The organism is Nocardia salmonicida NBRC 13393, assembly GCF_001613085.1.
GTDB classification, from domain to species: domain Bacteria; phylum Actinomycetota; class Actinomycetes; order Mycobacteriales; family Mycobacteriaceae; genus Nocardia; species Nocardia salmonicida.
Map to the genome: position 1 here is coordinate 272,353 of NZ_BDBR01000010.1, position 15,157 is coordinate 287,509.

Sequence of the window (15,157 nt, forward strand, 5' to 3'; positions counted from 1 at the left end):
CTCGATCAGATGGCGGCGGCGGGTTTCGGGGTGGTGCGCAGAGGATCCGGCGCCGGTGGTGGTGTGGTCGCGGCGCGGGCAATGGTGCCGAGGCGGCTGTGGTTGAAGATCAGGTTCAGCAGGAACGCGGTGGCCGCGCCGAGGGTGACGCCACTGTCGAGGAGGATCTGGGCCGAGGTGGGGAACTTGTCGAACATGCCGTGGGTGAACACCGGCAGCAGGCCGATACCGATGGCGGTCGCCGCGACGGTGGCGTTGACCCGGTCCATCAAATCGGCTTTCAGTAGCGTGGTGACGCCGACAACGGCGACCGTCGCGAACAACACCAGCCCGACCCCGCCGACCACCGGTTTCGGAATCACCGCGACCACCTCGCCGATGCGTGGCACCAGCCCGAGCACCACCAGGATCGCACCGCTCACCGCGGTGACATACCGGCTGAAGACCCTGGTCGTGGAGACCGCGCCGACGTTCTGATTGAAGATGGTGTCGACGAACGCGGTGAAGATGCCGCCGAGCACGCCCGACAGACCGTCGCCGACCAGGCCGCGCGCGAGATCGCCTCTGCTGAGCGGTTTGCCGGTGATCTCGCTGATCGCCAGCATGCTCGCGGTCGACTCGGCGAACACCACGGCCATCACGATGCTCATCGCCACCACCGCGGTCACCGGGAACTGCGGTGACCCGAAGTGGAACGGCTGCGGGATGCCGATCCAGTCGGCGGTACCGACTCCGGCGGTGGTGATCAGACCCATCGGCAGCGCGATCACGATGCCCGCGACCAACGCGATCAGCACACCGAGCTGCGACCACACGCCGCGCCCCAGGCACACGAAACCGACCGCGATCAGCACGACCACGGCGGCCAGCCCGATATTCGACGGCGAGGCGAAGCTCGACGACTTCGGATCGGTCCCGATGATCAGGCCACCGGCGACCCCGATCAGCGATACCCCGACCACGGTGAGCACGGTCCCGGTGACCAGCGGCGGGAAGAACCGCACCACCCGCGCGAACGGCCACGCCAGCGCGACACCGACCACACCGCCGATCAGCATCGACCCGTACACAGCGTCGAGCCCGTATTCCTTGGCGATCAGGATCATCGGGTTGAGCCCGACGAACGTGGCGCCACACACGATCGGCAGTCGCGCACCGGCCAGCTTGCCAACGCCGAGGCTCTGTACCAGCGTGATGATGCCCGCGACCAGCAGATCAGCACTGATCAACAGCGCGATCGTCGCCCGGTCCAGCCCGGCGGCCGCACCGAAGACCAGCGGCACGGTGATGCAGCCGGTGTACATGATCAGGACGTGCTGAATGCCGAAAGCCAGCTGCCGAGCGAACGGCAGCCGGGTGTCGACGGGATGTGCCTCACTCATGTAACAGGTTGTAGTCCCCGTTCTTTACCGTGAGTGAGCGCCGTGTTTCGTCGGCGTTGCGGGTCGGATATATCACCCGGTGGGTTCAATACTGCTGGTAACCGCCCTGCGGGTAGCTCGGTGGCTGCTGTGCTGCCCGGATCCAACGCCCGGTCGACCCGGCCGCGGCGAGGCACAGGATCAGCGTCGCGAACCCGGCTTGGATCAGGCCGATGGTCACACCCGCGACCGAGCTCACCGCGGATTCGAGAGTGAATACGAGGGAGACGAGGCCACCGAGCGCGGTGAGGGACGCCAGGATGATGATGATCACTCGGCCGGCCGATTTGCGGAGGAACAGCAGGATCGCGCCGATGAACCACAGCGCGGCGACGATGGCTCCGATCGTGAAGTAGGTCATCACCAACGAGGAGAGGGGCACGGACTCACGCGCGAAGCTACCGTCCGGCATCTGCACCAGCGGGCCGGCGCTGCTATCCCCCAGAATCCCGTAGCCGATCGCCAACCCTGCCCCGCCTATCAATGAAAGCAGCAGGGCGAGAACAGCTGCGGTGATCGCGGTGCCCCCTGTAGCGGGTGGTTGGGGATAGCCGTAGCCGGGTGCGCCGAGGCCAGGCGTTCCGTATCCGGGAGCGCCGTAGCCGGGCACAGGGGCGCCGTACACGGGAACGCCGGGGCCCGGTGCGCCGTACCCGGGAGCTGCTCGGCCATATGGGTTGTACCCCTGCTGACCGGCAGGCGGGTAGCCCTGACCTTGTTGCGGCCCATACGGATACCCCATGACATCCCCCAGTTCTCGGCTGCCTCTGCCGACCTTCGTTCGAGCGGTGGCCCAGTCCGGTCGGACGCGCACCGCCCCGCACTATACGGCGATTTTCGGAGCTCTCAGATGCGGCTGAGCAGGGTCAGCGGGTCCTCCAGGAAGCCCGCCGTGGTGGCGAGGAAGCGGGCGCCGAGTTCGCCGTCGACCATGCGGTGGTCGAAGCTGAGGCCGAGGGTGGTGACCCAGCGGACAGCCAGCTCGTCGCGGAAAACCCAGGCGCGCTTGCGGATCGCGCCGATGCACAGGATCGCGGCTTCACCCGGATTCACCAGGGGGACGCCGCTGTCGACGCCGAAGACCCCGACATTGGTGAGGGTGAAGGTACCCCCGCGCAGGTCGCTGGGGGTGGCGTTGCCGGAGCGTGCGGTGTCGGCCGCCCAGGTGATCTCGCGGCACAGTTCGCGCAGGCTCAGCGCTTGCGCTTCCTTGAGATTGGGCACCATCAGGCCGCGATCCGAGGCGACCGCGATCCCCAGATTCACATAGTGCTTGGTGACGATTTCCTGGTTCTGCTCGTCCCACGCGGTATTGATCCCCGGGTACTCCGCGATCGCCGCCAAGGTGGCCTTGGCGACCAGGGCCAGGGGCGTGAGGGTGAGGTTTTCGAAGGACTTGGTCGTGCGCAGGTGGTCGAGCAGTTCCATCGAGGCGGTGCAGTCGACGGTGACGAATGTGCTGGCCTGCGGAATCGTGCGCGAACTGGCCTGCATCGCGGCAGCGGTGCGTTTGCGGATACCCGTGATGGGAGTGCGTTCTTCGCGGGCGGTCGGCTCGATGAGCCCGTCGGCATCGGTGACGTGGCCGTTCGACGGCCGTGTCGGCGCGATGTCACCGAGGCGGGCGGGGGTGCGCGGCTGTGTGACCGGCACGGCCGAGCGCACGTCGTCGACCGTGACCGCGCCCTCCGGCCCCGAACCCGCGACGAACCACAGGTCGATGCCGAGTTCCTTGGCCAGCTTGCGGGCCGCGGGGGTAGCCGCGGCGCGATGGGTGCTCGGCGTGCTCGCCGCCATCGACGGCGTGGCTTTCCTTCTCCGCGAGGTCGATTCGGCCTCGGGGCCGTAGCCGACCAGCACGTCCGTGCGGGGCTCGGCGGTCGGCGGCGCCGTCACCTCCAGGTCGTTGCGCACCCGGATCAGCGGCGCGCCGACGGGCACGGTGTCGCCGGGCTCGGCCAGCAGTTCGACCACGACCCCGGAGAACGGCGACGGCAGCGCCACCACCGCCTTCGCGGTCTCCACCTCGGCGATGGTCTGGTTCAGTTCCACCGTGTCGCCGACCGCGACGGCCCAGGAGACCAGGTCGCCGTCGGCCAGTCCTTCGCCCAGGTCGGGGAGGCGGAACTCGAGAACATGACCGTCGTCGGTGGCGGCTGGTTCCGGCACGAGGGCACCTTTCATCACGCGGTCAGGCAGCGGTCGACCGCCGCCAGAATGCGGTCGGGGTCGGGCAGGTGGTGCTTTTCGAGCTTAGCCGGGGGGTAGGGGATGTCGTAGCCACCGACGCGCAACACCGGCGCCTCGAGGTGATAGAAGCAGCGTTCGGTGACGCGGGCGGCGATCTCGGCGCCCAGCCCGGCGAACACGGGCGCCTCGTGCACGATGACGAGCCTGCCGGTCTTGACCACCGACTCGGCGATCGTGTCGACGTCGATCGGCGAGAGGCTGCGCAGGTCGATCACCTCGAGCGAATGTCCTTCCTCGGCAGCGATCTTCGCCGCGGTGAGTGCGGTGGCGACGGTGCCGCCGTAGGCGACGACGGTGGCATCGGCGCCGCGGGTACAGACCCTGGCCTTGTGCAGGGGCAGATCCGGTTCGCCTTCGAAATCTACGTCGGCCTTGTCCCAATAGCGACGTTTGGGTTCGAAGAAAACCACCGGGTCGTCCAGTGAGATGGCCTGGCGAATCATCGAATACGCGTCTGCGGGCGTACTCGGTGATACAACGCGAAGGCCCGCGGTGTGCGCGAAATACACCTCGGGCGACTCCGAATGGTGTTCGACCGCGCCGATGCCGCCGCCGAAGGGAATGCGGATCGTCAACGGGGCCTTGATCTTTCCGCCGGTACGGTTGTGGATCTTGGCCACCTGGGAAACGATCTGGTCGAAGGCCGGGTAGACGAAACCGTCGAACTGGATCTCCACCACGGGCCGGTATCCACGCAAGGCCATCCCGAAAGCCGTTCCGACGATGCCGGATTCGGCCAGCGGCGTGTCGATGACGCGGTTGTCGCCGAAATCCTTCTGCAGGGTGTCGGTCACGCGGAACACACCACCGAGTCGACCGATGTCCTCGCCGAGCAAGACGATCTTGGCGTCGTCTTCCATCGCGTTGCGCAGGCCGGTGTTGAGGGCGGCGGCGAAGGTGGTGATCATGACTGCGCTCCTTCGGCGAGGTAGGCCGAGAGCTGTTGGCGCTCTTCGGTCATCAGCGGGTGCTCGGTCGCGTAGACGTTGTCGAACATCCGCTCGGGATCGGGGTCGGGCATCTCGATCGTCGCGGCGCGCAGGCGGCGGGCGACATCGTCGGCCTCGTCGGTGACCTGCTGGGCGAGCTCGGGGGAGAGGTGGCCTTCCCGCTCGAGGAGCAGCCGAACCCGGTCGATGGGGTCGCGCTGGGCCCAGTACTCGGTGTCGGCGGCGGTCCGGTAGCGGGTGGGGTCGTCGGCGGTGGTGTGCGGGCCCATGCGGTAGGTCATCGCCTCGATGAAGGTGGGGCCGCCGCCGGTGCGGGCACGTTCGACGGCCTGCCGGGTGACGGCGAGGACGGCGAGCACGTCGTTGCCGTCCACCTGCACGCCCGGGATGCCGTAGCCGTCGGCCCGGCGCACCAGCGCGACGTTGCTCTGAACGGTGACGGGTTCGCTGATCGCCCAATGGTTGTTCTGACAGAAGAACACCACCGGCGCGCTCCACGCCGCGGCGAATCCCAGCGCCTCGGCGATATCGCCGGTGCTGGTCGCGCCGTCCCCGAAGTAGGCGATGGTCGCGATGTCGGCGCCGTCGAGGTGGGCGGCGTAGGCGTAACCGGTGGCGTGCAGGCCCTGGGAGCCGACGACGATGTTGGCGTTGGTGATGTTGAACTCGGCGGGGTCCCAGCAGTGGTGGGAGGCGCCCCGCCACAGGGCGGTGAGTTGCTCGGGCGGCACGCCACGGCAGTAGGCGACGGCGCTCTCGCGGTAGGAACAGAAGACGTAGTCGTCGGGGTGCAAAGCGTGCGCCGAGCCGACCTGCGCGGCCTCCTGGCCCAGCAGCGGCGGCCATAATCCGAGCTGCCCCTGGCGTTGCAGTGCGGTCGCTTCGACGTCGATCCGGCGGGTGACGACCATGTCCCGATACAGCTGCCGCAATCGCGCCGCATCGATATCGGCCACCAGCGCGGCGTGCGCCTTGTCGAACACCCGACGGCCGTCGGGCTGCACCAGCTGGACCGGGTAGGTCTGCTTCTGCGACATCGTGATCGCCTCCTCGTCACCCTGCCTTGTGAGCCGATGCAAGTACGCCACGCCGCTGAGTGCGATGTGTATCACTTCAGCATCCCCCATAACGCGGTATGCGCAAGCGATACGCGCACAAATGAGCAGAATGCATGGTCTGTGGGATTCCCGCGCTGTCATACTGCGTTGTATGACCAGTGGCGAACCCGATGCCGTGACACTCGACGCCACCGACGCGCGGCTACTGCGCGAACTGGTCGCCAACCCGCGGGCCACCGGGGTGGAGCTCGCGGCGCGCCTCGGCCTGTCGCGCAACACCGTGCAGGCCCGTCTGGCCCGATGGGACAGCGGTGGGGTGCTCGGCAGCTTCGAACGCCGAGTGGAACCACGCGCCCTCGGCTACCCACTGGCAGCGTTTGTCGCGGTCGTGGTCGACCAGCACCGACTCGACCCCGTGGTGGACGACCTGGCCGACGTCCCCGAGGTCACCGAGGTCTGTGGCATGACCGGCGCCACCGACCTCACCGTCCGCATTGTCGCCCGCGACGCCGACGACCTCTACCGCATCGCGGGCCGAATACTGAAGATCCCGGGCGTGGAGCGCACCAACATGGCTCTGGTCATGCGCGAACTCGTCGGCCCCCGAACCGGTCCCCTGCTCGACCGACTGGCCGACCCGAACTGAACTGCACGAACCGTCAGGTGCCGGTGGGCAGGAAGCGGCGGACGACGAGGCCGGCCACGAGGGCCCAGAAGGCGCCGCCGATGCCGAACAGGGTGGTGCCGGAGGCTGCGACGAGGAAGGTGACCAGGGCCGCCATGCGATGGGTGGGATCGCTGAGGGCGCCGGTCAGGGCAGCGGCGAGGGTGGCGAGCAGGGCCAGACCCGCGACGGTTTCGATGGTGCCCGCGGGGGCGGCGGCGATGAGGGTGACCAGGGCGGCGGAAGCGAGCCCGAGGACGAGATAGGCGGCGCCCGCGGTGGCCGCGGCGATCCACCGGCGTTTCGGGTCCGGGCCGGCGCTGGGGGCGGCGGCCAGCGCGGCGCTGATGGCGGCGAGATTGATCGCGTGGCCACCCGCCGCGGCGCCGAGGATGGTGCCGATACCGGTGACGAGCATGGCGGGCCGCCACGGCACCTCGAAATCGAACGAGCGCATCACCGCGACGCCGGGGATGTTCTGTGAAGCCATGGTGACGATGTAGAGCGGGACGGCGATGCCGATGATCGCCTGCCAATGCCATTGGGGGACAGTCCATTGCACCGTCGGAACCATGGCGGACAGCTCCAGGTGCCGGTTGTTCACGACGATGTCGATGCCGGTGCCGACGGCCGCCGTCGCGAAGGCGACGAGCACGGCCCATGTGGGCGCGAACCGTTGCAGGACCAGCCACACCACGATGACCGGGACGACCACGGCGGGCGAGGTGCGCAGCGCCTGCACCGGCGCCAAACACAGCGGGACGAGGACACCGGCCAGCATCGCCTGGGCGATCGGCACCGGAATCGCGGCGACCAGCGACCCGAGCCGCTGCCACAGCCCGGTGATCACGATCAACACGCCGGTCACCGCGAAGGCCGCGACAGCGCCTGGCCAGCCGCCCGCGACAAGTCCCGTGCTCGCGAGCAGCGCGGCGCCGGGTGTGGACCAGGCCAGGGTGATCGGGATCCGGTACCGCGAACTCAGCAGCAGGATGCCGATGCCCTGCGTGAAGCACAACACCAGCAACCCCGACGCCGCCTGCGCCGGACTGGCCCCCACCGCGCGCAAACCACTCAGCACCACCGCGAACGAACTGGTGAACCCGACCAGTGCCGTGATCGCGCCCGCGCCGAGAGGCTGCGCGATTCCCGCCGGTTCGTCGGCGATATCAGGGGAAGTGGTGGAGACCTGCGACATTGTGCCGATATTGCCCGATGAATCCGCCCTCGTCGCCTACCAGTCCCGCGAAAGTGGACTGATTCATCAGCACGCTCGTCGGTCCAGTTCCCTCCACCGGCCTCAGCGGGCCTCGGGTCGTGAGGGGTGCCCGGTGTCCGCCCCGGCAGCGTTGCCCGACGTGACCGATGGCGCGGAGAGAGGGTGGGAAGGGACAAGTCCCGTGTCGTCGGGCGGCACGGTGCGTAAGGTGGCGGGCACTGTTTCGCAGGTGGGGGCCTCGGTAAGGAGTGGGATTGGACGCGGTGTTGATTTCGTCGGCGGAGCTTCGGGAAGAGCTGGCGGACAAAGCGATTCATCTACTCGATGTGCGGTGGGCACTGGGTGATCCGAATGGGCCGCAGCACTATCTCGACGGGCATATTCCGGGCGCTGTATTCGTCGACCTGGAGACCGAACTGGCCGCGGCGCCGTCGCCTGCCCGCGGCAGGCATCCGCTGCCCGAGCCCGCCACCTTCGAGAAGTGTGCGCGCAGTTGGGGATTGAGCGAGGGCAAGCCGGTGGTGGTCTATGACGCGACCGGCGCGACGGCGGCCGCGAGGGCATGGTGGCTGCTCCGATGGGCGGGTGTGGACAACGTGCGCATCCTCGACGGCGGGCTGCCCGCCTGGATCGCGGCCGGTGGAGAACTCGCGACCGGCGCCGAAACGGACCCGGTCGGCGGTGACCTGGTGGTTCGTCCCGGCGGGCTGCCGGTGATCGACGCCGACGCCGCCGCGAAGTGGCCGGGTGTACTGCTCGATGCGCGAGCCGGCGAGCGCTATCGCGGCGAGGTCGAGCCGGTCGATCCGCGACCGGGACATATCCCTGGCGCGGTGAGCGCGCCGACCACCGAGAATCTGGATGGCACAGGACATTTCCGCGGCGCCGACGACCTGCGTGCTCGCTTCGCGGGATTCGGCGAAGGTCCGGTCGCGGTGTATTGCGGATCCGGCGTCACCGCCGCCCACCAGATCGCCGCCCTCGCCGTCGCGGGCATCGACGCCGTGCTCTACCCGGGCTCGTACTCGCAGTGGTCCAACGATCCGAAGCGGGCCGTGGCCACCGGAGCGTGAGGGCTGGTGCCGACCCTCACGGACAGCTCCGGGCGATGTCGTGGAGAGCGGCATTGTCGGCGGCGGTGATCGGTAGGTCGTAGTCGACCGCGACGGTGAGGTACTTCGCCGCGTAGAAGCAGTGGTTGGGCCGCGCGGGCGGGAGCCATCCGGACGGAGTGTCGTCGCCTTTGGACTGGTTGGTCGATGCTCCGGTGGCCAGGAGGTTGATCGCGAGATCGTTGGCGAAGCGGCGGCGCTTGTCGGGGGTCCAGGCCGCCGCGCCCATGTCCCATGCGGCGGCCAGCGGGTAGACGTGGTCGATCTGGATGCGCCCGCCGTCGGACTTGCTGAAGGCGATGTCGGTACCGGTGTAAGGGTCGGTGAGGATGCCTTCCACGACCACGCAGCGGCCGCGATGGACGACCTGGCGCAACTGGAGGGCCAGGACGTTGTTGCGGGTGTCGCAGCCGTCGTGGCTGCCGGGGGCATCGGAATCATCGGTCCAGGCTGGGCCGAAGACACAGGCCTGGCCCGCCTTGCAACCACGTTCGTAGCCGCCCGGTCGAGGACGCGAGGCGATGACCCGCACCGTGTCGAGCAGGGCGGTGACCTCGGCGCGCGTCGGGCTGCCGGGAGCGGGAGTGACCGGCTCAGTCGGCCCGATCACCCCGCACCCGGCTATCGCGAGCACCAGCACGAGCAACCCCGCCGCTTTCCCCATACCCGCAGGTTGTAGTCGGTGGCACCGACAATTACCGCTGATGGGTCAGTTCTGGGCGGACAAGGCCGTATTTCGCGGAGAGGGACCGACCTATAACCAGGCTCGGGCCAGCAGGTCGTCGGCGGCGAGGCCATTGGCGATCGGCGGGAAGCGCGTCGCTGCGATCGAGGAGACATGGGCGCCGTCGTGGCCGACCAGCCAGGAACCGCCACGCTCTTCGCACTCGGCGATCTTGGCGAAGACGGTGAGCAGGAAGGTGATGGATTCCCGGGGGTCGATGGTGTGGGCCAGGCGCTGGGATTCGCCGGGCCGCGACAGATCGAGCCAGACACCGGCTTGGCCGTCCAGGCGCATTCCGAGGATTTTCGTGGTGTCGATGAAGGTGAATTTGCGCCGTTCCCAAGGGGTGTTGGGTGTGTAGCTCTGCTCGAGAACCTGGAGCAGAATCGTCATCGCTGCCCTCCGCACGAATTACAAGGGGTCATCGGCCGAACCGGATCGAGTCCGGCTCGCCTGGGTGAGTATGGAGTTGTCGCCGGTGGGTGTTCCGGCCCTGACCAGGGGTTAGTTAATTATCCGCTCGTTGCGGCGAGAAATCCAGAGGTATGGCGGCTGTGATCGGTGTCGGTGCCGCCTGCTTGGATGGTGCCCATGCTGCACGGTCTGTGGTCCCCCGAATCGGGCCTACTGCTGTGGCACGACGCGGAGCCGGTCACCGTGGGGTCGGTGCTCGGCGACATCTTGGACCGCGCCAGGTTCCGGCACCGCGCCGAGGTGTTCGTCGTCGATGCCGAGGGGCAGTCGGGCACCGCCGAGGTTCGCGCGCACGCGCTCGCGCCACCGACGGCGGCCGTCGTGCTGCGCAGCCGACTCCCGCGCGAGAACATCTCGGGCGATCTACGGTTCCTCGCGCACGTCGCGCGCGGCATCGAACGGTGGGTGCGGGCCGGACGGGTGGTGCCCCAGATCGAGCGGGCCGACGGTCAGTGGTGGGTGCGCTGGCGGCTGGTCGGCGGACAACGTCAACGGGCGTGGCTGGCCGAGCTGGCCGCCGCGATGCCACCGGCGCTGCGGGTCGCCGGTCCGCCCGCCGCCGTGCTCGATGATCTGTGCACGCATCTCACCGACCCGATCGCCCGCGAATATCTCACGCACCGCACGATGACCCACCCGCTGCTGGCCGCGTTGATCGCCGACACTCCGCTGGAAGTCGGCTCCTACCGACTGTCCGAAACGCTGACGCAGTGGCGCGAAGGCTATGCCGCCGACGAGCCGGAACTCGTGCTGCGCCTGTGCGAACCCGACGGCGAATTCGGTACCGCCGACGAATCGGTGGCGCTGTGGCGGCTACAGGTATGCCTGCGCCCGGTCGACGACGCGCCCAAACCCATTGTCTTCGACGATGATCCGGTGCTCGTGCGAACAGCGGCGGAGAAACTCGGCCAGGCGCGCAAGGCCTACCCGCGCCTGCGTGACCTGCCCACCGATCCGCGCGGCCTCGACCTGCTGCTCCCCACCGAGGTGGTCGCCGACCTGGTGGCGCACGGCGCGCATGCCCTGCAGGAAGCCGGAATTCGACTACTCCTGCCGCGCGCCTGGAACATCGCCGAACCGAGTATGCGGTTGCGGGTGAGCAGCCCCGCCGCCGCCGAATCCACTGTCGGACTCAGCGGACTGCTGTCCTACCGCTGGGAATTGGCGCTCGGCGATCTGGTGCTCACCCCGGCCGAGATGCACCGGCTGATCAGCAGTAAGTCCGACCTGGTCCAGTTGCGCGGCGAGTGGGTGCAGGCCGACCACCGAGCCCTGGCCGCCGCCGCCCGCTATGTCGCGCAGCACGCCGACGACAGCCCGATCACCCTGGCCGACATGATCGGTGAACTGGCCGCCGAACGGGTCGACAATGTCCCCGTCACCGAGGTCACCGCCGACGGGTGGGCGGCCGAATTGTTCGCCAGGGAAAGCGAACCCGAGCCGGTTCCGGTGCCGGTCGGCCTGAAGGCTCAGCTGCGTCCGTACCAGGAGCGAGGGCTGAGCTGGTTGGCCACCATGAGTCGACTGAACTGCGGCGCGATCCTCGCCGACGACATGGGTTTGGGCAAGACCGTGCAGGTCCTCGCGCTGCTGGTCCATGAGCGCGAGGCCGGCCTGGCAGGCGTGCGACCGACGCCGATGGGCGAGTCGGTGGTCGGGCCGACACTGCTGGTGTGTCCGATGTCGGTGGTCGGCAACTGGCAGCGCGAAACCCAACGGTTCGCGCCCGACCTGCGCATGCTCGTGCACCACGGCCCCGGGCGGCTCACCGGTTCGGAATTCGCTGCGGCGGTGGCAGATTCGGACCTGGTGATCACCACCTACGCACTGCTCGCCCGCGACGTCACCTTGCTGAGCGAACAGCAGTGGGAGCGGATCGTGCTCGACGAAGCGCAGCACATCAAGAACGCGGTGACCAGGCAGGCGCGCGCGGCCAGGGCGCTGAAAGCCCGACATCGGCTGGCGCTCACCGGAACTCCGGTGGAGAACCGCCTGGAAGAACTGCGCGCCCTGTTCGACTTCGCCATGCCGAAACTGCTCGGCAGCCCGCAATCGTTTCGCGCCAAGTTCGCGGTGCCGATCGAACGCGAGCGTGATCAGCAAGCCATCGACAGACTGCGCTTGATCACCGATCCGTTCGTGCTGCGCAGGCTCAAAACCGATCCGACGGTGATCAGCGACCTGCCGGAGAAGCTGGAAATGACGGTGCGGGCCAACCTCACCGTCGAGCAGGCCGCGCTCTACCAGGCCGTTGTCGACGACATGCTGGACAAGCTCAAAGACGCGAAAGGCATGGCGCGCAAGGGCGCTGTGCTCGGCGCGCTGACCAGGCTCAAGCAGGTCTGCAACCACCCCGCGCACTATCTGGGCGACGGGTCGCCGATCCTGCGTCGCGGCGGGCACCGCTCGGGCAAGCTGGCGCTGGTCGAGGACGTGCTCGACGCGGTACTCGCCGATGGCGAGAAAGCCCTGCTCTTCACCCAGTTCCGCGAATTCGGCGATCTGATCCTGCCGTATCTCACCGAACGATTCGGCACCCCGATCCCGTTCCTGCACGGCGGTGTGGCCAAACAGCGCCGCGACGACATGGTGACCGGTTTCCAAGGCGACAACGGCCCGCCGCTGATGTTGCTCTCGCTCAAGGCGGGCGGCACCGGCCTCAATCTCACCGCCGCCAATCACGTGATCCACCTGGATCGTTGGTGGAATCCGGCAGTCGAGAACCAGGCCACCGACCGCGCGTTCCGGATCGGCCAGCAGCGTGCGGTGCAGGTCCGCAAGCTGGTGTGTGTCGACACCATCGAGGAGCGGATCGACGAAATGATCAACGGTAAGAAGCAATTGGCCGATCTGGCCGTCGGCGCGGGGGAGAACTGGATCACCGAGATGAGCACCGAGGAACTGCGCGAGCTGTTCACTCTCGGCGCCGAGGCAGTGGGCGACTGATGGCCGACTTCAGCCAGTTCGGTCCGCGCAAACCGGTCCGCGGTGGAGCCCAGGCTCGCGGCGGTTTCGGGCGGACCTGGTGGGGCAAATCGCTGCTCGACGCGGTGGAGAAAGTGGCCGACGCGGGCAGGCTCTCGCGCGGACGCACCTACGCCAGGGTCGGACAGGTGGTGAACTACCGGATCGAACGCGGTGCGGTGACCGCCGAGGTCCAGGGCAGCCAACCCAGCCCCTTCACCTCGGTGCTGTCGATCCGGCCACTGCGCGAAGACGAGGTCGACCTACTGCTCGCCGAGATCAGGGAGGCGCCCGGCATGCTCGCCGAGATCGCCTCGGGCGCGCTCCCACCCGCGCTCGGTCCGCACCTGCTGCCGACCACCGCCTCGGAGCTGGACTTCACCTGTAGCTGCCCGGATATGGGCTGGCCGTGCAAGCACGTCGCCGCGGTCTGCTACCTGCTCGCCGAGCGTCTCGACGAACAGCCGAGCGAGATCCTCACCCTGCGCGGACTCGACCTGGACACCCTCATCGGCGGCGTCGAGAGGTCGGCGAGCACCGCCGATTCCGATGACCCCTACGGCGACGAACTGGTCCTGCCCGAGCTGCCCCGCGTCGAATTCCACGCCGTGATCGAAGACCTCGACGCGATCCCGCTGCGTCGCGCGCTTCGGATGTCCACCGAGGACGAGCCGACCGCGGCAACGGGACTACGCGAATTGCGCTCGCTCTACACCGAATTCGACACTTGAATTGAGCTGGGCGGGGCAGCGGAACTGCCCCGCCGTTCGAACCGGAGCGGTTCAGCCCAGCTCGTACTCGAACCAGATGTGGTGTCCGCCTTCGGCATCCACATACAACGCGCCGGTCCCGGCGATGCCGGTCAATTCCCCGGTGCCGCTGCTGGGGACGATGTGGAAGAACTCGTCAGTGCGGTCGGTACCCGCGGTGGTGGCGGAGTGGACGAAGTTGAACGCACCGGCCTTTCCGTTCAGCGCACCCTCGAACGACTCCATCGCGAGGTAGGTGCCCGCGCCGGTGTCCATGTCGAAGGCGGCGGTGAACAGCGTGGCCGAGAGTCCTTCGATCTCGCCCGCGTAGGACTTCGTCATGGTCGAGATGCCGACCGGCATCCCGGTGACGATGGGGGGCTGCGGCGTCAGCTCGGTGGGATCGAACGCGGTGACCTCGAAGGTGCCGATGGCTTTCATGCGCCGATGCTAAACCCGCGCACCGACAGAAACGAGCGACGTGCGCGGCGATTCACCCGGCCGGCTCGATCCGATAGAACCGGATGGCATTGCCGCCGAACACCTTCCGCAGGTCGTCGGTGCTCGCACCCGCGTCGCTCAGGCCGGTGGCCACGGTCTCGGCTGCTCCACCGAGGCTGGTGATCGGCTTGTCCACGGGAAAGTTGGACCCCCAGATCAGCCGGTCGGCGCCGAAGACGGACAGTGCGTGCGCCAGTAGCGGCCGCACCCGGCCGAGCAGCGTCGGCACGGGCGTCGGCGTGCCGCGTCGCGGCACCGGATGGCCGAGCACCGGCATCATCAGCCCGCTCACCTTGGCCACCACGTTCGGCTGCGCGGCCAGATCGGTGAGGTCTTCACGCCACCGATCGAACACGGCCTCCCGCTGCGCGGCGGTGTGTCCGGTGTTCTTGCCGACCGGTCCGAAGATGCCCGCCGGGGTCCCCAGGTGATCGAGCACGATCGGTACCTCGGGAAACCGTTCGGCCAGTGCCGTCACCTCGGGGAGCTGCCCCGAATACACCCACGCGTCGAACGAGAGCCCTCGCTCGGCGAGCTGCCCGAAGCCGTTCAGGAAGGCGGGGGCGGTGAGCGCGCCGTCGTGCGCGGCGAACGACTTCACGGCGGGATCAGGGTGATGGGCGACCATCGTCCGGATGCCCCGGAACAGCGGCGACGCGGATTGATGCGCATCCAGCACCGCGCCGAAGTCCGCGGCGGCGGGGTCGGCCGAGCCGATGATCGTGGCCAAGGCGGGTGTGTCGACACCGAAGGGCAGGCTCGCCACCCAGCGCGTCTCGTCGGGCTTCCAGCCCGTCCATTGCACCTCGATTTCCACGACCGACTCGACCGGCGTATTTCCCCGATCGGCGCGGTAGTCGGCCGGCAGATAAGGCTGCAGGTAGGCGCTGGGGTCGCCGACGAATTCGCGGTCACCACGCGGGGCCAGCTTTGCGGCGATATCGACCGGCACGGGCAGATAGCGCATCAGTTTCGCCAGCTTGCTGAACTCGCGTGGCGTGGCATGTGGATCCCACTGGTGAATATGGGCATCGATGATGTCGAAGTCGGTCAGATCCATGCTGTGCGTCC

The 15,157-nt window shown here is 68.2% G+C and carries 14 protein-coding genes; 4 read left to right on the top strand and 10 right to left on the bottom strand.

The window, feature by feature from the left end:
* Positions 1 to 5: 5 nt before the first annotated feature.
* The 5 genes from NS1_RS12810 to pdhA all read right to left on the bottom strand — a co-directional run bounded on the left by NS1_RS12810 (position 6) and on the right by pdhA (position 5,658).
* Entirely contained in the window at positions 6 to 1,382 is a 1,377-nt protein-coding gene (locus NS1_RS12810; protein ID WP_062984411.1) for a uracil-xanthine permease family protein, read from the bottom strand.
* An 85-nt stretch (positions 1,383 to 1,467) separates the two neighbouring features.
* Complete coding sequence (locus NS1_RS42170) at positions 1,468 to 2,163, bottom strand: hypothetical protein (protein ID WP_157125188.1); 696 nt, start codon at positions 2,161 to 2,163, stop codon at positions 1,468 to 1,470.
* A gap of 104 nt (positions 2,164 to 2,267) precedes the next feature.
* Positions 2,268 to 3,605, bottom strand: coding sequence for a dihydrolipoamide acetyltransferase family protein (locus NS1_RS12820; protein ID WP_062984414.1), 1,338 nt, complete (start codon positions 3,603 to 3,605; stop codon positions 2,268 to 2,270).
* Positions 3,605 to 4,579, bottom strand: a complete 975-nt coding sequence (locus tag NS1_RS12825; protein WP_062984416.1) for an alpha-ketoacid dehydrogenase subunit beta — start codon at positions 4,577 to 4,579, stop codon at positions 3,605 to 3,607. The genes NS1_RS12820 and NS1_RS12825 overlap by 1 nt, the downstream gene beginning before the upstream one ends.
* Positions 4,576 to 5,658 carry a pyruvate dehydrogenase (acetyl-transferring) E1 component subunit alpha gene (pdhA, locus tag NS1_RS12830; protein ID WP_062984538.1) on the bottom strand — a complete coding sequence of 361 codons (1,083 nt, stop codon included), beginning with the start codon at positions 5,656 to 5,658 and terminating at the stop codon, positions 4,576 to 4,578. The genes NS1_RS12825 and pdhA overlap by 4 nt, the downstream gene beginning before the upstream one ends.
* A 172-nt stretch (positions 5,659 to 5,830) precedes the next feature.
* Here pdhA and NS1_RS12835 point away from each other — a divergent pair, with 172 nt between their 5' ends.
* Positions 5,831 to 6,325 carry an Lrp/AsnC family transcriptional regulator gene (locus NS1_RS12835; RefSeq protein WP_056817966.1) on the top strand — a complete coding sequence of 165 codons (495 nt, stop codon included), beginning with the start codon at positions 5,831 to 5,833 and terminating at the stop codon, positions 6,323 to 6,325.
* A gap of 13 nt (positions 6,326 to 6,338) precedes the next feature.
* On the opposite strand, the gene NS1_RS12840 is transcribed toward NS1_RS12835, so the two are convergent.
* Complete coding sequence (locus tag NS1_RS12840) at positions 6,339 to 7,541, bottom strand: benzoate/H(+) symporter BenE family transporter (RefSeq protein ID WP_062984418.1); 1,203 nt, start codon at positions 7,539 to 7,541, stop codon at positions 6,339 to 6,341.
* A gap of 287 nt (positions 7,542 to 7,828) precedes the next feature.
* Between NS1_RS12840 and NS1_RS12845 the strand changes: the two genes are divergently transcribed.
* Entirely contained in the window at positions 7,829 to 8,635 is an 807-nt protein-coding gene (locus NS1_RS12845; protein ID WP_255284515.1) for a sulfurtransferase, read from the top strand.
* Between the two features lie 16 nt (positions 8,636 to 8,651).
* On the opposite strand, the gene NS1_RS12850 is transcribed toward NS1_RS12845, so the two are convergent.
* Together NS1_RS12850 and NS1_RS12855 are read right to left on the bottom strand one after the other, a co-directional pair.
* Entirely contained in the window at positions 8,652 to 9,338 is a 687-nt protein-coding gene (locus tag NS1_RS12850) for an HNH endonuclease family protein (protein WP_062984421.1), read from the bottom strand.
* 90 nt (positions 9,339 to 9,428) lie between these two features.
* Positions 9,429 to 9,791: a hypothetical protein gene (locus NS1_RS12855; protein WP_062984423.1), complete on the bottom strand. Its 363-nt coding sequence runs from the start codon at positions 9,789 to 9,791 to the stop codon at positions 9,429 to 9,431.
* A gap of 198 nt (positions 9,792 to 9,989) precedes the next feature.
* Between NS1_RS12855 and NS1_RS12860 the strand changes: the two genes are divergently transcribed.
* Together NS1_RS12860 and NS1_RS12865 are read left to right on the top strand one after the other, a co-directional pair.
* A complete protein-coding gene (locus NS1_RS12860) occupies positions 9,990 to 12,818 on the top strand; it encodes a DEAD/DEAH box helicase (RefSeq protein WP_174562645.1) in 2,829 nt (942 codons plus the stop codon).
* Positions 12,818 to 13,567: an SWIM zinc finger family protein gene (locus NS1_RS12865; RefSeq protein ID WP_062984428.1), complete on the top strand. Its 750-nt coding sequence runs from the start codon at positions 12,818 to 12,820 to the stop codon at positions 13,565 to 13,567. Before NS1_RS12860 ends, NS1_RS12865 begins: the two co-directional genes overlap by 1 nt.
* A 51-nt stretch (positions 13,568 to 13,618) precedes the next feature.
* Here the strand turns inward: NS1_RS12865 and NS1_RS12870 are convergent, their stop codons facing one another.
* Both NS1_RS12870 and NS1_RS12875 read right to left on the bottom strand, forming a co-directional pair.
* Positions 13,619 to 14,026: a DUF3224 domain-containing protein gene (locus tag NS1_RS12870; RefSeq protein ID WP_056817953.1), complete on the bottom strand. Its 408-nt coding sequence runs from the start codon at positions 14,024 to 14,026 to the stop codon at positions 13,619 to 13,621.
* Positions 14,027 to 14,078: 52 nt separating this feature from the next.
* Complete coding sequence (locus NS1_RS12875) at positions 14,079 to 15,146, bottom strand: amidohydrolase family protein (RefSeq protein WP_062984542.1); 1,068 nt, start codon at positions 15,144 to 15,146, stop codon at positions 14,079 to 14,081.
* Positions 15,147 to 15,157: the final 11 nt, after the last annotated feature.